This window comes from Actinophytocola sp. (assembly GCF_036002505.1).
Classification (GTDB): domain Bacteria; phylum Actinomycetota; class Actinomycetes; order Mycobacteriales; family Pseudonocardiaceae; genus DASYTH01.
The window spans coordinates 1-22,759 of sequence record NZ_DASYTH010000043.1; the positions used below are offsets into that span (position 1 = coordinate 1).

Below are 22,759 nucleotides of genomic sequence, written 5' to 3' on the forward strand. Positions count from 1 at the left end.
CCGAAAACTCAGCAAAGGCGAAAAGACAGCCAACACGGCACTATCCGCACTCCGCGCACCCATCGAGCGGGTCGTGGCACACTTCAAGAACTGGCGGATACTTCACACCGACTACCGACGCCCCTACACCACATACCGGGACGCGTTCGATGCTGCCCGAGCATTGTTCTTCTTCTCGATCAAGTGGGGTTTTGAATAAGACTCATACCAGAGACCTGTCGGGAATCCCGACGGAGGGTCAACCTTTCGCCGGCCACCGGTGAACCCACGATGGCCTGGTCGAACGCCAGACCAGCAGCAACCAGCCTGCGCGCAACCCACGGCAGTTGCGACATCCGGCGCGGCGGTCGCGAACTTCACCGTGGCGAGCACGCCGCGGACGTTCGACGAGCAGAATGGCGCATGGAAGGACGGCGAGACCACATTCCTGCGCTGCACCGTGTGGCGCCAGTACGCCGAGAACGTCGCCGAGAGCCTCACCCGGGGAGCGAGGGTGTTGGTTCAGGGTCGGCTGGTGCAGCGGTCGTTCGAGACCCGGGAGGGCGCCAAGCGAACGGTGGTCGAGGTGCAGGTCGACGAGGTCGGCCCGGCGTTGCGGTATGCGACGGCGAGAGTCAACAAGGTCAGCCGCGGCAGCGCGGTGAACGCTGCGCCTGATGACCCCTGGCAATCCGCGTCAGTGCCCACCGGTCCCGCCGCGGACGTCGAGCCGCCTTTCTGATCGTCCGGTGGACGAGTCCCGCTGATGCCGGTCAGCTGGCGAGTGCGCGGGTGAGGATTTCTTCGACGATATCGGACTTGGCATTGGCGTAGTGCTGGACGTACTTCCAGTTGCGTTTGGCGAGGGTGCGTTTGGTGCGTTCGTAGAGGGCGCGGTCGTCGTTGTGGGTGCGGAGGTGGTCGCGGAAGGCGAGGATGCGGGTGATCTCGGGGTCGGACCTGCCGGGTGAGAAGACGTGGAGGTTGATGCTGTGCGGGGCGCCGTTCTCGGTGCGCTGGATCAGGCAGCGGTGCTCGTACCAGTCGGGTTCGCGGACGCGGAGGGTGTAGCCGAGGCGCTCGAGGGATGGGACGTAGGCGGGCTCGTCGGCGGAGTCGGGGACCACCAGGAGGATGTCGATGATCGGTTTGGCGGCGAGGCCGGGAACGGAGGTGGAGCCGGTGTGCTCGATGCGCAGGACGAGGTCGCCGAGGGCGGCGCGGATCGCGGCCTCGTCGGCGGCGTACCAGGCCGGCCAGTCCGGGTTGTAGTCCTCGAGGACGACCTGCACCGCGTACGGTTTCAGTTCGCCGACGGTCGCGGCGGCAATGAGGTCGTCACCATCCAGCTTCGCCATGCGGGCCAGGCTAGTCAGCCGGCGATCGGGAGTTCGAGCGTGTTTCCGGTCGCCTCGCGCAGGGCCGTCCGCATGGCGGCGCGCGGCGCGGGGTGGCCGGTGAACAGCTCGGCCTGGGTGAAAGCCTGGTGCAGCAACATGTCCAGCCCGGTGACGAGCACTCCGCCCCGCCGCTGGACGGCGGTGGCCAGGGCCGTCGGCCACGGGTGGTAGATCACGTCGAGCACGCAGGGGGCGCTGGCCAGGGCGTCGACATGCGGTGCGATCGCGGCCGCGGGCACCGTGCTCACCAGCACGGCGGACTCCTTGGCCAGCACGGCGAGGTCGGCGGAGGTCCAGCGGAGAACTGTGACCGGCAGGCCCAACCGGTCGGCGCAGGCGACGGCCGCGCCGGCCCGGGACGGATCCCGGACGACGACCGAGACCGACCGCACGCCGAGATCACGCAGCCCCGCGACCGCGGCGCACGCGGTGCCGCCGGCGCCCAGCACCACCCCGAGCGGGCCCGGCCGGAAGCCCCCGGCCCGCAGCGCGCCGACCACGCCGTCCACGTCCGTGCAGTCCGCGTGCCAGCCGGAACCCTTGCGCACCAACGTGTTCGCCGCGCCGACGGCGACCGCCCGGTCGGTCGCGGTGTCCGCCACCCGCAGCGCCGCGTGCTTTCCCGGCATGGTCACCGAGAGACCCACCCAGGACTCGTCGAGCCCGGACACCAGCGCCGGCAACCCGTCCGCGTCCCGCTCGATCCGCTCGTAGGTCCAATTCAGCAACCCGAGCTCGCGGAACGCGGCCAGGTGCAGCACCGGGGACAGCGAGTGGGACACCGGCGAGCCCACCACGGCCGCGCGACGTGGCTCAGTACGCACCGTTCGCCTGGGCCTGCCTGACGTTCGCGTCGTGCTGCTCCGCCGTCTCGGCGAAGCACGAGGTGCCGTCCTTCTGGCAGCGCACGAAGAACAGCCACTTCCCGTCCGCCGGCTTGGCCGCCGCCTCCAATGCCCCCTTGCTGGGCGAGGAGATCGGGCCGGGTGGGAGGCCGAAGTTCGCGTAGGTGTTGTACGCACCGGCCTTGGCGCGGTCCGCCTCCTTCGTCCGGATCGCCGGACGGTCCAGCACGTAGTTGACCGTCGAGTCGTAGGCCAGCTTCATCTGCGGCTGGGCGGCGAGCCGGTTGTAGGTCACCCGGGACACCTTGGCGAAGTCCTTCTCGATCCCCTCGCGCTCGATCAGCGACGCCATCACCAGCACCTGATAGGCGGAGAACCCGGTGTCCGAGGCCATCTTCGGCATGCCGATGGCCTGCAGCCGGGTGGCCGACTCGGAGATCACCTTCTGCCACAGCTCCTGCGCGGTCGACCCGGGCTTCACGTCGTACACCCCGGGCTGCACCAGACCCTCGAGCCGCCGCTTGGGCTCCAGCTTGGACGCGTCCGGCACCGCCCACTCCGGCACGCCGAGCGCGGCCAGGTCCCCGGTCTCGGCGACCTTGCGCAGTTCCTCCACCGGCACGCAAGTGCTCTTGCCGTTCACCTCGGCGCAGGAGGCGGTGCTGAGCCGCTTCACGATGCCGGGCTCGACGCCGCCGTCCAGCTTGGTGATGTCGTCGAGCTGGTACCCGCCGCGGATCTCCAGCCGCCCCTTGCGCGCGTCCGGGGTGAGGATCCGGGTGACCGCGTCCTTGCCGGACACGTGGGTGCGCATCACGTAGAAGCCCGGCTGGATGCCGAGCACGCGGTTGTCACCCTCGGCCGCCTTCACGAACGCCTTGGTGCTGGCCACCACGCCGCCGTCGTGCAGCACCCCGGCGATCACCGCGGTGGACGCGCCGTCGGGGATCTCCACCACCACGTCGCTCTCGCCGGCGCCGGAGTAGTCGTCGTAGCCGCCGATGTCGATGCCGAGCACCTGGGTGAGCCCGAACCAGACGCCGGCGCCGATCAGGCCGATCACCACCAGGACGCCTAACCAGACGGTGATCCGGCGGCTCTTTCGGCGCTTGGGCGGGCGCCGGCGCGCCGCGCGGTACCGCCCGTGGTCGGTGTGCCGCTCGCTGAACAGTCCGAGCTCGTCAGTCACCACTTCGCCTCCGCAGCAGGGCAATCCGGGCGTCCAGCCAGGCCTGCAGGATCTCGACGGCCGCGGCCTGGTCAACCACCGCTCTCTGCCGTCTGCCCCGCACACCCCGGTCGCTGAGCATTCGGGACGCGCTGACCGTGGTCAACCGTTCGTCAGCCAGCCGGACCGGCACCGGATCGATACGAGCCCCCAATTCCCCTGCATACGCCACCGCTTGCTCGGCGGCGGTGCCGTGCCGAGCGGAGAGAGTCCTCGGTAAGCCCACCACCACTTCGACCACCTCGTACTCGGCAACGAGCTCGGCAAGCCGGTCGAGGTCGCGGCCCGACCGCTCGTCACGGGACAGGGTAACGAGCGGCGTGGCGAGCACCGGACCCGGATCACTCAGTGCAACCCCGACCCGGACCGACCCGACGTCCACGCCGAGCCGCCGGCCCGGGCCGGGGTCCTGCTCACCAGGCCTGTCCGGGTTCACCCGATAAGCGCATTCCGCAGCAGCCGCACCGCCTCCTCGACCCCAGCCGGGTTGGTGCCGCCACCCTGGGCGAGATCGGGCTTGCCGCCGCCCCGCCCACCGATCGCCGGCGCGAACGCGGGCACCAGCCCGCCGGCCGCGAGCCCGCGGTCCCGCGCGGCCGCGGTGGTGGCCACCACAAAGCTGACCTTCGCGCCGTCGGCGGAGAACAGCGCGACCACGCCGGGCCGCGCGCCGAGCCGGTTGCGCACCTCGCCGGCCAGCGTGCGCAGGTCGTTGCCGGCCACCCCGTCCGGCGTGGCGAGCGCGACCAGCGCGGTGCCGTTGACGTCCTCCGCCTGCTCGGCCAGCGTGCCCGCGGAGGACAGCAGCTGGGCGCCGCGCAGCCGTTCCAGCTCCTTCTCCGCGACGCGCAGCTTCTCCACCACGGCGCCGATCCGCTCCGGCAGCTCCTCCGGCTTCGCCTTGAACTGCTCGGCGAGCTGCGCGACCAGCACGTGCTCGCGGGCCAGGAACCGGAACGCGTCCAGCCCGACCAGCGCCTCGACCCGGCGGACACCCGCGCCGATGGACGCCTCGGAGAGCAGCTTGACCACGCCGATCTCGCCGGAGCGGTGCACGTGGGTGCCGCCGCACAGCTCCTTGGAGTAGTCCCCGATGGTGATCACGCGGACCTTGTCGCCGTACTTCTCGCCGAAGAACGCGATGGCGCCGGCCTTGCGCGCCTCGTCCAGCGTGGTGATCTCCGCGCGCACGTCGTAGTCGTGCAGCAGCACGTCGTTGACCTCGTCCTCGACGTCGGCGAGCACGCTGGGCGGGACCGCGCCGCCGGGCGAGGTGAAGTCGAACCGCAGCCGGCCGGGCGCGTTCAGCGAACCCGCCTGTGCCGCCTGGGTCCCCAGCGCCCGCCGGACTCCCGCGTGCACCAGGTGCGTTGCCGAATGAGACCGGGACACGGCCCGCCGCCGGTTGGGGTCGACCTCGGCGTGCACGGTCTGGTCGAGGGTGATCTCACCGGTGAGCACCTTGCCGCGGTGCACGTTCAGGCCGGCCACCGGCGACTGCACGTCGTGCACCTCGATCTCGGCGCCGTCGGCGAGGATCCGGCCGGTGTCGGCGAGCTGGCCGCCGCCCTCGGCATAGAACGGGGTGCGGTCCAACACCACCTCGACCTCGGCCCCGGCCCCGGCCGCAGGCGCCGGCTCGCCGCCGACCAGCAGCCCGACAACCCGCGCCTCGGAGCCGAGATCCTTGTAGCCCAGGAACTCCGTGGTGCCGTGAGCGTCCAAGATGGACCGGTAGCCGCCACCGCCGGCGTGTCCGACCTTGCGTGCCGCGGCGTCCTCTTTGGACCGTTGGCGCTGCTCGGCCATGAGCCGGCGGAAGCCCTCCTCGTCCACCGTGAGGCCCTGCTCGGCCGCCATCTCCAGGGTCAGGTCGATCGGGAACCCGTAGGTGTCGTGCAGCTGGAACGCCTTGTCGCCGGGCAGCACGTCGCCGCCGCCCTGCCTGGTCTCCGTCGCGGCCAGGTCGAAGATCCGCGAGCCGCTGGTGAGCGTGCTGAGGAAGGTGTCCTCCTCGTTGCGCACGATCGCGTCGATCCGGTCGAAGTCGCTGACCAGGTTGGGGTAGAACGCGCCCATCGTGGTCCGCACCACCGCGGCGAACTCGCCGAGCACCGGCTCCTGCACGCCGAGCAGCCGCACCGAGCGGACGATCCGGCGCAGCAGCCGGCGCAGCACGTAACCGCGGCCCTCGTTGCCGGGCACGACCCCGTCGCCGATCAGCAGGACGCCGCTGCGCGCGTGGTCGGCGATCACCCGGAACCGGACGTCGTCGGCGAGGTCGGCGCCGTACCGCCGGCCGGACATCTCCTCCGCCCTGGTGATCACCGGCACGACCAGGTCGGTCTCGTAGATGTTGTCCACGCCCTGGAGCAGGATCGCCACCCGCTCGACACCCATTCCGGTGTCGATGTTCTTGGCCGGCAGCTCACCGAGGATCGGGTGGCCTTTCTTCGGGCTGCCCTCGCCCCGGATGTCCTGCATGAACACCAGGTTCCAGAACTCGAGATACCGGTCCTCGTCGGCCTCCGGACCGCCTTCCCGGCCGTATTCCGGGCCGCGGTCGAAATAGATCTCCGAGCACGGCCCGCCCGGTCCGGGCACGCCCATGTCCCAGTAGTTGTCCTCGGCGCCGCGCCGCTGGATGCGCTCCTCCGGCAGCCCGGAGATCTTGCGCCACAACGCGATCGACTCGTCGTCGTCGTGGTAGACGGTGGCCCACAGGCGGCCCGGGTCGAGGCCGTAGCCGCCGTCCGCCTGGCTCGCGGTGGCCAGGTTCCAGGCGTGCTCGATCGCGCCTTCCTTGAAGTAGTCGCCGAAGGAGAAGTTGCCGGCCATCTGGAAGAACGTGTTGTGCCGGGTGGTCTTGCCGACCTCGTCGATGTCGCCGGTGCGCACGCATTTCTGGATGCTGGTCGCCCGCGGATAGGGCGGCGGTTCCTCGCCCAGGAAGTACGGCTTGAACTGCACCATCCCGGCGTTGACGAACAGCAGGTTCGGATCGTCCAGAATGAGCGAGGCGCTGGACACCTCGGTGTGGCCGGTATTCTTGAAATAGGTCAGAAACCGGTTGCTGATCTCATGGGTCTGCACGGCTGGTGTCCTTTGTGGTCAGTCGCGGGTCTGGGCGGGCGCAGGCGAACGGCGGTGCTGCGTCAGCCGTTCGCCCGGCGAGCTCGCGCGCCGGCGCCGCGGGTCACCGGGCTCACCCCGGACCGCTGCTCGACCATCTCGGACAACTCCTCCTCGCGCTCGGCCATCCCGGCGCGCACATCCGCCCCGAACGTGCCGACCGCGGTGGCCAGCTCGTGCATCGCCTCACCCAGGTTGGCCGCCACGCCGGCCGGGGTGGCCTGCCGGGCCACGCTCCTGACCTTGCGGGTCAACGCTACGCCGGCGGCCAGACCCGCTCCAAACCAGAATAGCCGCCGCATCAGCGTTCTCCCTTGCGCCGGGCCTTGCGGGCGTGCTTGCCGTCCGCACCGGCCTTCGCCTTCCGCCGGGCCTTCAGCGCCCGGTTCACGCCGTAGGAGAAGGCGGCCACCTTCACCAGCGGCCCGCCCAGCGTGGCGGTGAACACCGAGGTGAGCGCGGAGACGTTGCCGGTGACCGCCTGGGTGTTCGCGGTGATCCCGTCGACCCGCTCGAGCTGGGTGTTCACGTGGTTGAGCGTGGTGTTCGCCCCGGTGAACAACGGATCCGTGTTCATGTGCGCCTTGCGGATGGCGATCGTGGCCTCGTCCAGCGTGCGGCCGAGCTTGATCAGCACAACCGCCAGGAACACCACCAGCAGCACGAACGCGCCGGCAGCGATCAGCGCGGCCCACTGCCCTGCTGACACGAGCCCTCCTACCCTGGGGTGCCTTGGCTTGGCGGTCAGGCTACCGCGTGCCTGATCACCGGCTCTGATCAGGCACGGCCAACACCGGATGCCAAACGCTGGACATATCCGCGCCACTCCGTAACGGGCCGACAGCGCAGGGCGACCCCCGCTCGACAGCGGACATGTCGAGCGAGGGGACCAGGATGGGCTGGAGGAATGCGGCCCGGCCGGTGGTGCGCCGGGCGCGCGCGGTGGGAACGGTCCTGCGGCGGCCGCCGTGGGTGGCGCCCGGCCATTACTACTCGCCGTTGGCCAGTGTTGCCGACGTGGCCCGGGCCAAGGCGAACGCGAGCCGTGCCGAGCTCCTGGGCTTCGACCTGCGGGCCGGCGAGCAGCGCGACCTGATCAAGCAGATGATCCCGTTGTGGGACGACTATCTGGCCAATGGTTCCGGCCGGCGTTTCCAGCCCGGCAACATGCTGTACTCACGGACCGAGGCCGCTCCCTTCGACGCCATGCTGCGGCTGCGCCGGCCGAAGTCGATCATCGAGGTGGGCTCGGGCTACTCCACCGCGGTGGCCCTGGACACGCGGGACGCGGCGTTGCCCGACCTGTGCATCACCTGTATCGAGCCCTACCCCGACCGCCTGCTCGGGCTGCTCCGGCCCGGTGATCACGAGCAGCTGGTGCTGCGCCGGGAGCCCGTCCAGGACACTCCGCTCGACGTCTTCGACGCGCTGCAACCGAACGACATCCTGTTCATCGACAGCACCCATGTCAGCAAGCCCGGCAGCGACGTGAACTGGCTGCTGTTCGAGGTGCTCCCCCGCCTCCGCGTCGGGGTGCTCGTCCACGTCCACGACATCTTCTGGCCGTTCGAGTACCCCACCGAGTGGCTCGACGAGGGCCGGGACTGGAACGAGAACTACCTGCTCCGGGCGTTCCTGACGCTGAACGACCGCTTCGCGGTGCGGCTGTTCCTCGACTTCGTGTGGAAGACCATGCCGGACGTGGCGGCCCGGTTCCCCGGCGAGTACACCCCGAGCGGGCTGTGGCTGGAGCGGGTCGCCTGACTCACTCCTCCCCGCGCACCGCCTTGCGGAGCTTGGGGAGGCGCTCGGCGACCGGGCGTTCGGCGCCGCGCTGGGTGGGGTGGTAGTAGTCGCGGCCGACGAGCTCGTCGGGTGGGTACTGCTGGGCGAGGATGCCTTCGGGGGCGTCGTGCGGGTAGCGGTAGCCGGTGGCGTTGCCGAGGGACTTGGCGCCGGGATAGTGGCCGTCGCGGAGGTGGGCGGGGACGGTGCCGATCCTGCCTTCGCGGATGTCGGCCATGGCGGCGGAGATGCCGGTGGTGACCGCGTTGGACTTGGGGGCGGTGGCGATGTGCACGGTGGCCTGGGCGAGGTTGAGGGCGCACTCGGGGAGGCCGATGAGCTGGACGGCCTGGGCGGCGGCGACGGCCACCTGGAGCGCGGTGGGGTCGGCCATGCCGACCTCTTCGCTGGCCTGGATGACGAGGCGGCGGGCGATGAAGCGGGGGTCCTCGCCGGCTTCGATCATCCGGGCCAGGTAGTGCAGCGCGGCGTCCACATCGGACCCGCGGAGCGACTTGATGAACGCGGAGATCACGTCGTAGTGCTGGTCGCCCTGGCGGTCGTAGCGGACCGCTGCTTTGTCCACAGTGGACTCGACGGTGGTCAGGTCGATGTGGCCCTCATGCGTGGACTCGGCGGAGTCGGCGGCGGCTTCCAATGCGGTGAGGGCGCGGCGGGCGTCTCCCCCGGCCAGCCGAACCAGGTGGTCCTCGGCGTCGGCGTCCAGGGTGACCGCGGCGGCGAGTCCCCGCTCGTCGGTCACCGCGCGGCGGATCAGGGCGCGCACGTCCTCGTCGGTCAGCGAGCGCAGCTGCAGCACCAGGGAGCGGGACAGCAGCGGCGAGACCACCGAAAAGAACGGGTTCTCCGTGGTGGCCGCCACCAGCAGCACGATCCGGTCCTCGACGGCGCCGAGCAGCGCGTCCTGCTGGGTCTTGGAGAACCGGTGCACCTCGTCGATGAACAGCACGGTCGGTTCCCCCGAGTGCGCCAGCCGCCGCCGCGCCTCGTCGATGACCGCCCGCACCTCCTTCACCCCGGCCGACACCGCCGACAGCGCCGCGAACCGCCGCCCGATCGCCTTGCTCACCAGCATCGCCAGCGTCGTCTTCCCGGTCCCCGGCGGCCCGTACAGCAGCACCGACGCCGGCGCCGCCCCCTCCACCAACCGCCGCAGCGGCGACCCCGCCCCCAGCAGATGTCCCTGCCCCACCACCTCGTCCAGCGACTGCGGCCGCATCCGCACCGCCAGCGGCGTGTTCGCCCGCACCCGCGCATCCCGCGCGGCCAAGCCGCCGTCCGGCGCCTCGAACAAGTCGAGGTCAAGCCCCTCTTCCACAACCATCGACGCTACCCCCGCCCCCCTGCCCCGCCGTCCCCGGTTTCCCAAACCGACTTGTCGCGGGAAGTACCCACGACAAGACCCACCTGTCGCGGGAAGTTCCCGCGACAAGTCGGCTCCCTACCACAGGGGTGGCTGGGTGAGCCGGTTCGGGCGGGCAGTTGTCCACAACTCGGGTGGGTGTCCACAGGCGCGAGGGGACACCGTGACCGGCGGGTCCGCACTGCGCATGGTGGTCGCATGCAAACGTGGTGGCGGCAGGCGAACCTGCGCGACGGACTCATCCTGCGCCGAGCGCTGGTGCCGACGATGACCACGTCGAACGTGGTGCGCAACGCCGTTCGGCAAAAGATCATCGTGGCTCTCCAGCGCGGCGTGTACCTACCTGATCGCCGGGCGGCGAGCGCACTCGAGGCCGCACGCGCCGCACTCGTGGCAGTGAGCGAACCCGATTCGGCCGCGAGTCACGTCACGGCGGCGTTGGTGCATGGACTACGGGTACCCGGGCACCTTCACGACCGGGAGCACATCACCATCCCTCGCCCGGAGCGCCGTCCGCATCGACCCCGGCTGCAGTTGCACACGGCCCGTCTACCGGAGGACGACGTCGTCGTGCTCGAGGGCGTTCCGGTGACGACGGTCGCGCGCACGCTGGTGGACCTGTGCCGATCGTGGCCGAGACTCGACGCCGTCTGCGCGGTGGAGGATGCTTTGCGCCGCGAGCTCGTGGTCAGGGACGACCTGGATCTGTCCAGCTGGCGGCTGACGCGTACGCCGTGGATCATCCGCGCGCGCAGCCGGTTCAACGCGGCGGATCCCCGCTCACAGTCGCCACTCGAGACCCAGGCGCGGCTGGTGCTGATGGACGCCAAGCTGCCGACTCCAGAGCCGCAACTGGTGGTCGAGTTGCCCACCGGCGGGCGGGCCTACCTCGACCTTGGATATCGCCGGCAACAGGTGGGCATCGAACTCGATGGCCGCGATGTTCACGCGATGCCGCGCGCCCTCTACAACGACCGGGTGCGCCAGAACGCATTGACCTCGCTTGGCTGGACGATTCTCCGTTTCACCTGGACCGACGTAACTCGCGGCCGGGACAGTTTCGTCGCCACCGTCGCGGCCGCACTCCGCCGATAGGCCGCCGTTGCCGACTTGTCACGGGAAGTTCCCGTGACAGGACGGACTTGTCGTGGGAAGTACCCGCGACAAGTCGGTTCCGCTGAACGCGAACTCACCTGGTGTGGGGGTGCGCGGGCGGCCAGGGTGGAGTCGTGATCGATCGGGTTGCGGTGCTCTCGGATGTCCACTGTGTACTGCCGGCGCTGGAGGCGGTGCTGGCGGAGCCGGACGTGCGGGGAGCGGATCTCATTGTGCTACCTGGTGATCTGGTGGTCGGGCCGATGCCGGTGGAGACGGTTGAGCTGATCGAGTCGCTGGGTGAGCGGGTGGTGTGGGTCGGGGGGAACTGCGAGCGGATCACAGTGGAGCTGGCGCGCGGGGAGCGGGGCGGTGGTGAGCCGAACCTGACGATGGCGGCGTGGGGGGCCGGGCGGTTGCGGGAGGACCAGGTCGACCGGATCGCGGGGTTGCCGAAGACGGTCACGCTGGAGGTCGGCGGGCTGGGTGAGGTGCTGTTCTGCCACGCGACGCCGCGGGACGACGAGGAGATCGTGCTGGTGGACTCCGGGGAGGAGCGGTGGCGGGAGGTGCTGGCGGGGGCGCCGCCGACGGTCGTGTGCGGGCACACGCACATGCCGTTCGTGCGGTTGGTGGACCGGCGGACCGTGGTGAACCCCGGGTCGGTCGGGATGCCCTACGGCACGACGGGGGCGCACTGGGCGCTGCTGGGCGGTGGCGGCCCGGCGGTTCAGTTGCGGCGCACGGAGTTCGACGTCGAGGCGGCCGCGGCAAAGATCATCGCCGGGTGCGACTTCCCGGGGGTCGAGGAGTTCATCGACCACTACCTGCGGCGGCCGCCGTCGGACCTGGAGGCCCTCGAGACGTTCCGGGCTAGGACTTAGGGGGCAGGGAGGCCGCGTACTTCCGGCCGGCCTCGAGCCATTCGGCCAGCTGGTCGTCGTCGAGGTACTCGCCGGCCACGACGACGAAGCCGCGCATGGGGCGACCGGTGAAGTCGAACTCGCCGGCGCCCGGGCGGGCCAGCGCCGCCTCCTTGGCTTCCGCACCGACCCGGACGATCATGCCGTCGCCCATGATGCCGGCGATCATGTGGCCGTGCTCGAGGAAGCACAGGCCGCCGAACATCTTCTTCTCGCTGATCTCCGCCGCGTCGCCGAGCAGGTCCCGCAGCCGCCCGGCGAGCACCTCGTCGTACGCCATGCGGCACAGGGTCTCACCCGCGCGACCGCTTTGACAGCCGAACACACCGGTGGTCGGATGCGAGGCATGGCCACGATCGTCGTCCTGTCCGGCAGCCCGTCGAACACCTCGCGGACCGCGGCGCTGACCCGGTACCTGGCCGCACTCCTCGACGAGCGCGGGCACGACACCCGCGTGGTCAACATCCGGGAGGACCTGCCGGCCGAGGCGCTGATCGGAGCCGACACCGGCGACCCCGCGATCGCGGACGTGGTCGGCGCGATCCACGACGCGGACGGCATCCTGGTCGCCTCCGCGGTCTACAAGGCGGCCTACACCGGCGTGCTCAAGCTCGTGCTGGATCTGTTGCCGCATATGGCTTTCGCCGGCAAGGTCGTGTTGCCGCTGCTGACCGGCGCGGGCGAGGTGCACACGCTGGCGCTGGACTACGCGCTGCGCCCGGTGCTCGCCGCGCTCGGCTCCTACCACGTCGTGCCCGGACTTTTCGTGATGGACAAGGACATCGAGCGGACCGCGGACGGGATCTCGCTCGCCGAGCGGGCCGATGCCGCGGTGCGCGCCGCAGTCGACACATTCGACACAGCACTTACGGGTGTTCCAACGCCGGCTCAGGGTGATCAAGTACCGGCTCGGGCGTGAGCAGCGAGCGCAGCATCACGGCCAGCGCGTAGGGCACCAGGTCCCGGCCACGCCGCCAAACCCATGGAATTCCCTTCAGCACCAACCAGGCCACGTGCTGCGCGGGCGTCGGCGCCAGCCCGCCGGAGCACTCCAGGCTGACCGGGCGCGGCACCACGCACCCGCGCGCGGCCAGCAGGACGCTGAACTCGGCGGCCAGCATGCGGTGCCCCAGCTCGGACGGGTGCAGCCGGTCCACGCTCCACGACGACACCTCGTACGCGCCCGGCATCCGGTCCAGGTCAACGTATCCGCAGCCACGGTCGGCCACTGCCGCGTCGATCACCGCGTTCAGCCGGTCGATCCGCGCCCGCAGCGCCCGGTGCAACGCCTTCGGCAACCGGAACACCCGGCCGTGGTCGTGGTAGCGCACCAGCAGCACCACCGCGCCCGCGGCCCGCAACTCCCCCACCGCGGCACCGAGATCCGCCCGCATGCCATCCGGATCGAAGTCCGAGCGGAGCGTGTCGTTCATACCCACGATCACCACGGCCGCGTCCGGCCGAACCCGCAACGCCGCGGGCAGCTGGGTCTTCCGCACGCACGCCACCCGTGCGCCGGTGAACGACAGGTTCGTCAGCCGGGCCCCGAGGGCGTCCGCCAGCAGCGGGCCGACCCCCCGCCAGGTGCCGCCGGGCAGCGGGTCGCCCAGACCCACCGCCGTCGAATCGCCGAGTACCACCAGGTTGCGCGCCATCCACGCGGTCATGACCTCACGATCGGTGACCGGGTTGGCGATCAGCGGAACGCAGGGTAAAGCGGCAGCGAGAGATCACCGTCGAACCGGGACTCCAGCGCGCGCACCACCTGCTCGGCGTGCTCGGCGACCGGCTCCACCCCGGCCGCCCCGGCGTACTTGGCCAGCCGGCGCCACCGTGCGGCCAGCACCCAGGGCCGGTCCGGCGTCTCGATCGAGCGCTTGGCGTGCGGGCAGCCTTCCAACTCCGGGTTGGTCATCAGCTGCCAGGTGGTGAACCAGACCCAGAACAGTTGCGCGTCAACGAGTCTGGGCCGCAGCACGGCGTCGTCGCCGAGGTCCGGCCACATCGCCTTCACCTCGGCGCGCCACCCGGCGATCATCGCGTCGGTCATCCCGGTGGGCAGCCCGAACGCGCACCAGCAGGCCGGGAACGGCACCCGCAGGTAGGCCGCGTCGAACAGGATGTTCCGCACGCAGCCACCCTCGAAGTCGAGGAAGCGCACGCCCTTGCTCTGGATGAGGTTGTTGTCCGGGCACGAGTCCGACGGGCTGAACGCGCGGTGCCGGTCCGCGCCGAGCAGGCCCCGCGCCCGCTCCACGCACTCCAGCGTCGCCGCCGAGGTGGCCAACCCCAGCTCGCCCTCCAGCAACCCGGGCAACTCGTCCAGCGCGGCCGGCCCGTCCTCGGCCAGCGGGTCCTTCGAACCGAGCTGACCCAGCCGCCGCTGCAACGCGTCGAAGTCGGCCTCCCGCCCGGCAGTGGTCGCGTGCAGCCGGCCCAGCGAGTGCGCCCAGGACAGCAGCGCCCGCTCGGCGGCCTTGGGATCGTTGCCCATCAGCCGCTCGGCCAGCGTCGGCGCCCGGCCCAGATCTTCCATCACCAGCAGCCGGTGCTCGCCCTGGTGCGCGAACAGCTCCGGGCACACCCGGTCCTCGTTGGCGAGCGACGTGAACAGCTGGTAGCTCACCGCCTCGCGGACGAAGCTGTCGCACGGCTCGTCGGGCGGCAGCACGTACCGCTTGAGCACCAGGGTCCGGGGCAGTGCGAACGAGGCGGACGCGACCTTCACCCGCAGCACGATCGACCGCTCGCTGCCGCCCAGGTCGACCGGGTCGGCCAGGGTGATCCGGGAACCGAACCGGCGGCCGAGCAGCGACTCCGCCGCCAGCACAGTGGCCGTGATCTCCGCATCGTCATTGATGGTCGGCGGGTCGGCGGCGATGTCCACACTCATCGCCTCCGACCCTACTCGCGCGGGGACCGTCCATGTTTCCCTGGTATCGACGGTAACTTTGTCAATCGATTCAGTACGAAGCGATCCCACTCATCCGGTGGACAGCGGGCGGCCCGGATCGGCGACCTGCCAACCACCCTTACGCAGCAACAACACCAGTGCGGCGGCGAGCACGATCCCGGCCATGTTCACGGCAAGCTGACCCACCGAGTCGGCAACCCGGTCCCACTGACCGAGAATCGCCGCCACGCCCGCGTAGCCGGCGGCCGGCACGGTGGTGACCGAGATGAACACGCCGACCAGCGCCGCGGACTTCGCCGAGGTCATGGACAGCATCCCGGCCGCGCCGGCGAGCACCGCGACGACGAACGACCACGGGCCGACCTGATAGACGAAGTCCACCGCGTGCGGCCCCCGCAGCACGCTCGCCTCGAACAGGTTCACCGCGCTGCCCAGCGCCGCGCCGGCCGCGGTGATGCCGATGGCCAGCGGAAACCCGACCGCGATGGCCAGCGCACCGCGGCGCATGAGGTCCCAGCGGCGCCGGGCGAGGCCGACCGCGATCGCGGCGAGCGGGCCGAACTCCGGGCCGACCACCATGGCCCCGACGATCGTCACGGCCGAGTCGGTGATCACGCCGACCGCGGCCAGCAGGCAGGCGATGGCCAGGAACGCCAGGAACGTCACGTTCAGCCGGGACTCCTCGCCGGTGCGGGACAGCAACTCCTGCCACACCACGGCGTCCGCCGCGTCCCCGGGCGCCTGCTCCTCGGCCCGGTCCGCCGCGTCGGACAGCGACGTGTCCAGCTGCTCCAGCGTGATCCCGCCGGCACGGTCGATGCCCAGCGCGCACAGCGCCGCGATCACCTCGTCGGCCGCCTCCCGGGCGACGTCGGCCTCGACCAGGTCACCCGCCGGCTCGACCACGACCCCACGCAGTGCGAGCACATGGGTGGCCCCCGGCTCGGCCCGCAGAATCGACAGCACCTCGTCGGTCGACCCTTCCGGCGAGACGACCCGCATGTGCAGCACCAGGCCCTCCGTTCAACATTCATCGCGCTGAGGAGTGCGATGAATGCGTCTTTCCTCGCGTTGGAGGTGAGGAAAGACGCATTCAGCGCACTCCTAGCCGGCCTGGGGTTTGGCGTCGACGCCGGCTTCCTTGCGCTGCTCGGCGGTGATCGGCGCCGGCGCGCCGGTGAGCGGGTCGTAGCCGCCGCCGGACTTGGGGAACGCGATCACCTCGCGGATCGAGCTCTCCCCGGCCAGCAGCATGACCGTGCGGTCCCAGCCGATGGCGATGCCGCCGTGCGGGGGCGGGCCGTACTTGAACCCCTCCAGCAGGAAGCCGAACTTCTCCCGGGCCTCCTCGGGCTCGATGCCCATCACCCGGAACACCCGCTCCTGCACGTCGCCCCGGTGGATACGGATGGAGCCGCCGCCCAGCTCGACGCCGTTGAGCACGATGTCGTAGGCGTAGGCCAGCGCGTTGCCGGGGTCCTCCTCGAACCGGTCCAGCCACTCCGGGGTCGGCGAGGTGAACGCGTGGTGCACCGCGGTCCACGTTCCCTTGCCCACCGCGACGTCCCCGTGGCTGCGGGCCTCCTCGGCGGCCTCGAACAGCGGCGCGTCGACCACCCAGACGAACGACCAGGCCGACTCGTCGATCAGCCCGCAACGCCGGCCGATCTCCAGCCGCGCGGCGCCGAGCAGCGCGCGGGCGTCGCTGCGCGCGCCGGCGGCGAAGAACACGCAGTCGCCGGGCTCCGCGCCGGCGGCCTTGGCCAGGCCCTCGCGCTCGGCCTCGGAGAGGTTCTTGGCCACCGGGCCGCCGAGCGAGCCGTCCTCGTTGACGAGCACGTAGGCCAGACCCTTGCCGCCGCGCTGCTTCGCCCAGTCCTGCCAGGCGTCGAGCTGCTTGCGCGGCTGGCTGGCGCCGCCGGGCATGACGACGGAGCCGACGTAGGGCGCGTGGAACACCCGGAACGGGCTGTCGGCGAAGTACTCGGTCAGCTCGGTCAGCTCGGTGGACAGGCGCAGGTCGGGCTTGTCCGAGCCGTAGCGGGCCATCGCCTCGGTGTAGGTGATCCGCGGGAACGGTTGCGGGATCTCGTATCCGGCCAGCTCCCGCCAGAGAGCCACCAGGATCCGCTCGCCGAGCGCGATCACGTCGTCCTGCTCGACGAAGCTCATCTCGATGTCGAGCTGGGTGAACTCGGGCTGGCGGTCGGCGCGGAAGTCCTCGTCCCGGTAGCAGCGGGCGATCTGGTAGTACCGCTCCAGCCCGCCGACCATGAGCAGCTGCTTGAACAGTTGGGGCGACTGGGGAAGCGCGTACCAGGAACCGGGCTTGAGCCGGGCCGGGACGACGAAGTCGCGGGCACCCTCGGGGGTGGACCGGGTCAGCGTGGGCGTCTCGATCTCCAGGAAGCCCTCGCCGTGCAGTAGCTGCCGGGCGATCCGGTTGGCCTCGCTGCGGATCCGCATCGCGCGGGCCGGCCCGGGCCGGCGCAGGTCGAGGTAGCGGTGCTTGAGCCGGATCTCCTCGCCGACGGTGAGGTGCTCGTCGGTCGGGAACGGCAGCGGCGCGGCCTCACTGAGCACCTCCAGCTCAGTGGCCAGCACCTCGATCTCACCGGTGGCCAGCTCGGGGTTCTCGTTGCCCTCGGGTCGCCGCGCCACCTCACCGACGACGCGCACGCAGAACTCGGCGCGGAGGTGGTGCGCCCGCTCGGCCATCTCTCCCTCGCGGAACACCACCTGCGCCACCCCGGAGGCGTCCCGGAGGTCGACGAAGATCACGCCGCCATGATCGCGCCGGTGCGCCACCCAGCCGCTCAGCGTGACGGTCTGCCCGGCGTGGTCGGCCCGGAGTGTCCCGGCCTCATGGGTGCGGATCAACGTCGGCCCTCTCAGCTGCGTGCGGACTTTCCGCAAGTAAGAGGCTAGCTAACCGGGTGTGACCGCCGTCCAGCAGGTTTCCCGCTTCCCCCGGTGTGTTTGCGCCTGGCGTCGCCGTGTTGGCCGCTGGCGTCGCTCTATTGTTTGCTGGCGTTGCCACGTTGGCACCTGACGCGCACGGCCACCGACGCCTCGTCAACGACCCGATCCAGCCGGCCCCACGCCACCCGCCGTGACAGGCCAACACACCGACGCGACGCGCCAACACACCATCGCACCAGGCCAACACACCGGCATGAGCCGCCGGCGGGGTTGGTGGTGGCAGGCTGTGACCAGGCCGCGGCCCGGTGAGTGTTCGGTCACCGGACGTAGCTAACTGTTCACACGCAGATTTAACGGGATCGCTACCCACCGGCGACCGCACGCCGTATGGTCAGCCCAAGGCCTTAGGTAATCCAGGGGAGAACACATGGGTAGCGGCATCACCCGCGAACCAGTCCAACTCCACCAAGGCGGCAGCTTGCAGCGTGCAATTGTTGCCGAACAACCGGAATCCCTGGTAGCGGACGCATTTCCCACGGCTTTGCGAGCGGCAATCCAGGCCAGCGGGTTGAGTTTGGACCGGATCCAGTACCGGCTGCGCTCCCGCGGCGTCTCGGTCAGCGTGACCGCCCTGAGCTACTGGCAGTCCGGCCGCCGAAGGCCGGAGCGCGCCGAGTCCCTGGCCGCGCTCGGGCACCTGGAGTCGGTGCTCGGGGTCGCGCCGGGCTCCCTGATGGCCCTGCTCGGCCCGCCCCGCCCGCGCGGCCGGGCCAACCGCGAGTCCAACCGGCTGCCCATCGAGGCGCTGTGGACCAAGTCCGAGCAGGTGTCGAACCTGCTCAAGCGGATCGACTTCACCACCGAGGCCGCGCTCACCCGGATCAGCCAGCAGGACGTCATGGAGCTGGCCGCCGACCAGGGTGAGAAGCGGATCAGCGTCCGGCAGGTGCTGCGCGCCGAGCGGGACGGGGCGGAGCGCACCCTCTGCGTCTACGACCTGGAGCGCCCCGGCCGGCCGTTCCCGGAGATCACCGCGTCGCAGGGCTGCCAGATCGGCCGGGTGGCCCACGACCACGCCGCCGGCATCGTGGCCGCCGAGATCCTGCTGGAGCAGCCGCTGCACCGCGGCGAGACGGTGATCCTGGACTACTCGCTCACCCACCCCGGCCCGCCGTACTCCCGGGGCGACGACAGCTACTGCCGCAAGTTCACCACGCCGGTCCGCGAGTTCGTGCTCGAGCTCCGGTTCGACCCGCGCATGCTGCCCCGCTACTGCGAGCAGTACACCGCCGATCCGGACAACCAGATCACCAGCCGCCGCCGCGTCGAGGTCAACGCCGAAGGCCACGGCCATGCCGTCGCCCTCGACTTCGGCCCCGGCATCTTCTGCGTCCGCTGGGAATGGGCTGAGCCGCCTCGCTGAGCCGCCTCTCCGGAATTTAACTGCTGTCGTTGCGTTCCTGGGAAACGCGGCGGTCATCGGGTTGGATGTGGCTGAGTTGCGTCACGGTCCCCTGAGGTGCGGTGGCGGGGTCATGGGGAAGGCGACGTCGCAGATCTCGTCGTCTGGGTTGGCGGTGTGGAAGTCGGCGAAGTAGACCTCCCGCGGGGCGCCGTCGAACGCGTGGCCGCGCGCGGTGATCCACCGGGCCACCGCGTCGTAGGCGGAGAGGATCTGCGGGTACTCGACCTGGGCCCGGGTCAGCCGGACGTACGCCTCGTGGTGCGCGGGCTCGGTCCGTACCGGCGCGCCCGGTGTGTCGGGGCTGACCGGGAGACAGCACTCGACCGGGCCGTCGCTGTCCTCGTTGACCTCGCCGTAGTAGACGACGAACGCGTCGCCGGAAACGCCGCCGTGGTGCTCGGCCAGCTCGACCAGCCGGGACATGGCCGCCTCGATCCACGGCGAGAGCTGCGGCACCAGCACGTGCCGCCGCTCGGCCAGCACCACCTGCCCGGCCACGTCCCGCCGGTGCACCTGGTACATCCCGAACGGGTCCGCGCCGGACAGGGTCAGCCGCAGGTGCGCGGCCAGCTCGCGCTGCGAGGCCAGCCGGCGCTCGGTCGCCTCCCAGTACCGGGCGACCAGCTCGGCCGCCTCGGCGCGCGGTGCCGCCACCACGGCGCCGACCTGGGCCAGCGGCATGTCCAGCCGGCGGAGCATGGCGACCAGGCGCGCGGTCTCCAGCTGGCTCTCCCGGTACCAGCGGTAGCCGGAGTGCTCGTCGACCTCGGCCGGGGTGAGCACGCCGAGCCGGTCGTAGAGCCGCAGCGCCTTCTGCGACAGCCTGGACCGGCGTCCGAACACGCCGATGGAGAGCCGTCCATCATCATCGCTCACCGCCCAGAGCGTAGTTCGGGGGCTCACGGAAGCCCGGCAGAACGTCGCCGCGTTCCAACGCGTCCGCGATGTCCAGCAGCGTGAGCTCCGCCCAGCGCGGCCCGACGAGCTGCACACCGACCGGGAGCCCGTCCGCGTCGAACCCGGCCGGTGCGACCAGGCCGGGCTGCCCGGTCAGGTTGGCGAACGCGAGCATCTGGCCTTCGGGGTCGTAACCCGTTGCCTCATGGGCGAAAGCCGTCGACAGCGCGGGCGGCAGGAGCAGCGCGTCGAACCCGTCGAAGAACGCCTCCCAGGCGGCGGTGAACCGGTCGCGTTCGGCCAGCGCGGTCAGGTACCAGCCCAGGGTGCGGCGCTCGGCGGGGAGCTCCGAGGCGGGGTCGAAGATTCCGGTGATCGTGAACAGCAGCGCGCCGAACAGCTCGTTCATCGCGGACCAGTCGATGCCGGGTAGCCGCTCCTCGACCTGCGCACCGGCGTCGGACGCGGCCGCGGCGATGCGCTCCACCTGGTCCCGCAAGGGTTTCCGGACATCCATGCCAGGCAGCGCGGGCGCCACCGCCAGGCGCAGGCCGGCCAGCTCGCGCCGCCGCCGGGTGCCGAGCGGGACCGGTGGGATGTCGCCGTCCACCCCGTCCGGGCCGGCGATGATCGACAGTGCCAGCTCGAGGTCGTCCAGGTCGCGGGCCATCGGTCCGATCGTCCCCATGATCCGCACCGGGCGCGGCCCGTCGAACGGTGGCGTCAGGCAGCCGTGCAGGGAGACGCGGTGCTCGGTGGTCTTCAGGCCGTACACCCCGCAGAAGTGGGCCGGCAGCCGGATGGAGCCGGCCAGGTCCGAGCCGATCTCCAGCGGGGTCAGCCCGGCCGCGAGCGCCGCCGCCGCTCCCCCGCTCGACCCGCCCGGCGTGCGCGTGGTGTCCCACGGGTTCGAGGTCCGCCCGAAGATCGGGTTCTCGGACTTGTAGTCCATCCACCACGGCGGCACGTTCGTGTGCCCCATGATGATGGCGCCGGCCGCCCGCAGCCGCGCCGCCACCGTGCCGTCCCGCTCCGGCACCCGGTCCAGCACCGGCGTCCCCGCCGTGGTCCGCATCCCGGCCACGTCGTGCCCGTCCTTGAGCGTCATCGGCACCCCGTGCAGCGGACCGAGGACCTCCTTGCGCCGCACCGCCTCGTCCGCCGCCGCGGCCTGCTCGCGGGCACGGTCGGCGTCGAGGGAGACGACGGCGTTCAGCCCCGGGTCGTACTTCGCGATGCGCTCCAGGTGCGCCTCGAGCACCTCCACGGCGGTCAGCTCGCCCTGCCGGATCCGTCCGGCCAGTTCACCTGCGGTCATGCCGGCGAGTCTTGCCCCTGCCCCAGGGGCAAGGGCAAGACGGTGCCGTTCCCGGTCAGGGCGCGGGCGAGGAGGCCATGGCCTTGCGCAGGTCCTCGGCGTCGTAGATCAGCTCGCCGCGGACGATCGTGCCGTCCCGGATCTCCAGCACCTCCGCGGCGGTGAGCACGCCGGGCAGCATGGCCATCTCCCAGTCGATCACCGAGCAGACCAGGTCGCCGTCGGTGAACTGGTGCCGGACGGTGAAGTTGCGCACCGCGGCGCCGGCCTGGCTGGCCATCGCGCGGTAGCCCGCCGCGGAGTCGAAGCTGGCCACCGGGCCGGTGAAGGTGAAGTCCTCGGCGAGCGGGACGCCGGTCATGTCGCCGGACCGGTTCCGCCAGGCGTCGTAGTAGAGGTTGGCCGTGGTTCGGGGATCCATCGTGGTTCTCCTCGGGTTCGGGCCGCGGGGTGCGGCCGTTCGCCCCGTCTGATCCGGGACGCGGCGAGAACTCATCGGCGCGCGCGTAGATTGCTGCCCATGATCGAGCCGGCGCTGCTGGTGGCCGCGCGGTCGGGCGACGGCGACGCGTTCCGCGAGCTCGTGGCGCCGCACCTGCCGGCCCTGCACCTGCACTGTTACCGGATGCTCGGCTCGTACCACGACGCCGAGGAGGCCATGCAGGAGGTGCTGCTGCGGGCCTGGCGGCACCTCGACGGGTTCGAGGCCCGGGCGCCGCTGCGGCACTGGCTGTACCGGATCGCCACCACCACCTCGCTCAAGATCATTGACGCGCGGGCGAGGCGGCCCGGCACCGTCGCGGAGATCAACTACCTGGAGCCGTACCCGGACCGGTTGCTCGACGCGCTGCCCGCCGGCGCCGACCCGGCCGCCGTGGCCGAGCGCCGCGAGTCGGTGTCGCTCGCCTTCGTCGCCGCGCTGCAGCTGCTGCCCGCCACCCAGCGGGCCGCCGTGATCCTGCGCGACGTGCTGGCCTGGCGGGCCGGGGAAGTGGCCGCGCTGCTGGAAACCAGCGTGGCCGCGGTGAACAGCGCGCTGCAGCGGGCCAGGGTGACGCTGCGCGCGGCGCTGCCCGAGGGTGCCCGGCGCCCGCTCGACGCCGAGGACCGCCGGGTGCTCGCCCGGTTCGTGGACGCCTGGCACCGCCGCGACGTCTCCGGCCTGGCCATGCTGCTCCGAGACGACGTGGAGCTGCGCATGCCGCCCGTGGAGCTGGCGTTCCACGGCCGCGACGCGGTGCTGGGGTTCTTCACCACCGTGCCGGCGGGTGGCGCGTTCGAACAGATGCGCCTGGTGATCACCGCGGCGAACGGACAGCCGGCCGTGGCCGCCTTCGACGCCGGCCCCGATGGGCCGCAGCCCTACGGCGTCATGGTCTTCGAGCTGATCGATGGCGCGATCGCCACCATCACCGGCTTTCCGACGGTGGCGGACCCGTTGCTGGATCAGGCCTTCGCCCTGCGACCCTGAC

General features: G+C 71.2%; 22 protein-coding genes and 2 pseudogenes. 8 read left to right on the forward strand and 16 right to left on the reverse strand.

The genetic code is table 11. The features are described 5' to 3' along the window. Positions 1 to 199 (forward strand): annotated as a pseudogene (locus VGR06_RS02490) (transposase); the annotation flags it as partial. 135 nt (positions 200 to 334) lie between these two features. Beyond that, a pseudogene (gene ssb / locus VGR06_RS02495) lies at positions 335 to 721 on the forward strand (single-stranded DNA-binding protein); the annotation flags it as partial. Positions 722 to 752: 31 nt separating this feature from the next. Here the strand turns inward: ssb and VGR06_RS02500 are convergent. The 7 genes from VGR06_RS02500 to VGR06_RS02530 form a co-directional block, all read right to left on the reverse strand. Next, positions 753 to 1,337, reverse strand: coding sequence for a GrpB family protein (locus tag VGR06_RS02500; RefSeq protein ID WP_327557275.1), 585 nt, complete (start codon positions 1,335 to 1,337; stop codon positions 753 to 755). Positions 1,338 to 1,351: 14 nt separating this feature from the next. Next, the gene (locus VGR06_RS02505) at positions 1,352 to 2,203 is read right to left on the reverse strand and encodes a shikimate dehydrogenase (protein ID WP_414637134.1); all 852 of its coding nucleotides are present in this window, start codon (positions 2,201 to 2,203) and stop codon (positions 1,352 to 1,354) included. Then, positions 2,193 to 3,413 carry an endolytic transglycosylase MltG gene (locus tag VGR06_RS02510; RefSeq protein WP_327557276.1) on the reverse strand — a complete coding sequence of 407 codons (1,221 nt, stop codon included), beginning with the start codon at positions 3,411 to 3,413 and terminating at the stop codon, positions 2,193 to 2,195. Before VGR06_RS02510 ends, VGR06_RS02505 begins: the two co-directional genes overlap by 11 nt. Then, positions 3,406 to 3,888, reverse strand: a complete 483-nt coding sequence (gene ruvX / locus VGR06_RS02515) for a Holliday junction resolvase RuvX (protein ID WP_327557277.1) — start codon at positions 3,886 to 3,888, stop codon at positions 3,406 to 3,408. The genes VGR06_RS02510 and ruvX overlap by 8 nt, the downstream gene beginning before the upstream one ends. Then, entirely contained in the window at positions 3,885 to 6,545 is a 2,661-nt protein-coding gene (gene alaS / locus VGR06_RS02520) for an alanine--tRNA ligase (RefSeq protein WP_327557278.1), read from the reverse strand. The genes ruvX and alaS overlap by 4 nt, the downstream gene beginning before the upstream one ends. A gap of 62 nt (positions 6,546 to 6,607) precedes the next feature. Beyond that, complete coding sequence (locus VGR06_RS02525; RefSeq protein WP_327557279.1) at positions 6,608 to 6,886, reverse strand: hypothetical protein; 279 nt, start codon at positions 6,884 to 6,886, stop codon at positions 6,608 to 6,610. Next, a complete protein-coding gene (locus VGR06_RS02530; protein ID WP_327557280.1) occupies positions 6,886 to 7,293 on the reverse strand; it encodes a DUF948 domain-containing protein in 408 nt (135 codons plus the stop codon). The genes VGR06_RS02525 and VGR06_RS02530 overlap by 1 nt, the downstream gene beginning before the upstream one ends. A 185-nt stretch (positions 7,294 to 7,478) precedes the next feature. Between VGR06_RS02530 and VGR06_RS02535 the strand changes: the two genes are divergently transcribed. Next, a complete protein-coding gene (locus tag VGR06_RS02535) occupies positions 7,479 to 8,348 on the forward strand; it encodes a class I SAM-dependent methyltransferase (protein ID WP_327557281.1) in 870 nt (289 codons plus the stop codon). Between the two features lies 1 nt (position 8,349). Here VGR06_RS02535 and VGR06_RS02540 read toward each other — a convergent pair whose 3' ends face one another. Next, positions 8,350 to 9,714, reverse strand: coding sequence for a replication-associated recombination protein A (locus VGR06_RS02540; protein WP_327557282.1), 1,365 nt, complete (start codon positions 9,712 to 9,714; stop codon positions 8,350 to 8,352). A 306-nt stretch (positions 9,715 to 10,020) separates the two neighbouring features. On the opposite strand from VGR06_RS02540, the gene VGR06_RS02545 reads away from it, so the two are divergent. Continuing rightward, the gene (locus VGR06_RS02545) at positions 10,021 to 10,848 is read left to right on the forward strand and encodes a DUF559 domain-containing protein (RefSeq protein WP_327557344.1); all 828 of its coding nucleotides are present in this window, start codon (positions 10,021 to 10,023) and stop codon (positions 10,846 to 10,848) included. A 134-nt stretch (positions 10,849 to 10,982) separates the two neighbouring features. Then, entirely contained in the window at positions 10,983 to 11,732 is a 750-nt protein-coding gene (locus VGR06_RS02550; RefSeq protein WP_327557283.1) for a metallophosphoesterase family protein, read from the forward strand. On the opposite strand, the gene VGR06_RS02555 is transcribed toward VGR06_RS02550, so the two are convergent. Beyond that, positions 11,722 to 12,051 (reverse strand): TfoX/Sxy family protein, encoded by a 330-nt coding sequence (locus tag VGR06_RS02555; protein WP_327557284.1) that lies wholly within the window; start codon positions 12,049 to 12,051, stop codon positions 11,722 to 11,724. The genes VGR06_RS02550 and VGR06_RS02555 overlap by 11 nt on opposite strands. A gap of 66 nt (positions 12,052 to 12,117) precedes the next feature. Between VGR06_RS02555 and ssuE the strand changes: the two genes are divergently transcribed. Beyond that, a complete protein-coding gene (gene ssuE / locus VGR06_RS02560) occupies positions 12,118 to 12,690 on the forward strand; it encodes an NADPH-dependent FMN reductase (RefSeq protein ID WP_327557285.1) in 573 nt (190 codons plus the stop codon). Here the strand turns inward: ssuE and VGR06_RS02565 are convergent. The 4 genes from VGR06_RS02565 to aspS form a co-directional block, all read right to left on the reverse strand. Continuing rightward, the gene (locus VGR06_RS02565; RefSeq protein WP_327557286.1) at positions 12,638 to 13,438 is read right to left on the reverse strand and encodes an SGNH/GDSL hydrolase family protein; all 801 of its coding nucleotides are present in this window, start codon (positions 13,436 to 13,438) and stop codon (positions 12,638 to 12,640) included. The two genes, ssuE and VGR06_RS02565, sit on opposite strands and share 53 nt — an antisense overlap. Positions 13,439 to 13,467: 29 nt before the next feature. Further along, positions 13,468 to 14,664 (reverse strand): hypothetical protein, encoded by a 1,197-nt coding sequence (locus VGR06_RS02570; protein WP_327557287.1) that lies wholly within the window; start codon positions 14,662 to 14,664, stop codon positions 13,468 to 13,470. A 90-nt stretch (positions 14,665 to 14,754) separates the two neighbouring features. Continuing rightward, positions 14,755 to 15,696: a DUF389 domain-containing protein gene (locus VGR06_RS02575; protein WP_327557288.1), complete on the reverse strand. Its 942-nt coding sequence runs from the start codon at positions 15,694 to 15,696 to the stop codon at positions 14,755 to 14,757. Between the two features lie 93 nt (positions 15,697 to 15,789). Continuing rightward, a complete protein-coding gene (gene aspS / locus VGR06_RS02580; protein WP_327557289.1) occupies positions 15,790 to 17,565 on the reverse strand; it encodes an aspartate--tRNA ligase in 1,776 nt (591 codons plus the stop codon). Positions 17,566 to 18,175: 610 nt separating this feature from the next. Between aspS and VGR06_RS02585 the strand changes: the two genes are divergently transcribed. Next, entirely contained in the window at positions 18,176 to 19,030 is an 855-nt protein-coding gene (locus tag VGR06_RS02585; RefSeq protein ID WP_327557290.1) for a hypothetical protein, read from the forward strand. Between the two features lie 81 nt (positions 19,031 to 19,111). Here the strand turns inward: VGR06_RS02585 and VGR06_RS02590 are convergent, their stop codons facing one another. Genes VGR06_RS02590 through VGR06_RS02600 form a run of 3 tightly spaced genes read right to left on the reverse strand, consistent with a single transcriptional unit; the run spans position 19,112 to position 21,708 of the window. Beyond that, positions 19,112 to 19,948 (reverse strand): MerR family transcriptional regulator, encoded by an 837-nt coding sequence (locus VGR06_RS02590; RefSeq protein WP_327557291.1) that lies wholly within the window; start codon positions 19,946 to 19,948, stop codon positions 19,112 to 19,114. Continuing rightward, positions 19,938 to 21,287 carry an amidase gene (locus VGR06_RS02595; protein ID WP_327557292.1) on the reverse strand — a complete coding sequence of 450 codons (1,350 nt, stop codon included), beginning with the start codon at positions 21,285 to 21,287 and terminating at the stop codon, positions 19,938 to 19,940. The genes VGR06_RS02590 and VGR06_RS02595 overlap by 11 nt, the downstream gene beginning before the upstream one ends. A 55-nt stretch (positions 21,288 to 21,342) precedes the next feature. Beyond that, complete coding sequence (locus VGR06_RS02600) at positions 21,343 to 21,708, reverse strand: nuclear transport factor 2 family protein (RefSeq protein ID WP_327557293.1); 366 nt, start codon at positions 21,706 to 21,708, stop codon at positions 21,343 to 21,345. A gap of 99 nt (positions 21,709 to 21,807) precedes the next feature. On the opposite strand from VGR06_RS02600, the gene VGR06_RS02605 reads away from it, so the two are divergent. Next, the gene (locus VGR06_RS02605) at positions 21,808 to 22,758 is read left to right on the forward strand and encodes an RNA polymerase subunit sigma-70 (RefSeq protein ID WP_327557294.1); all 951 of its coding nucleotides are present in this window, start codon (positions 21,808 to 21,810) and stop codon (positions 22,756 to 22,758) included. Position 22,759 lies beyond the last annotated feature (1 nt).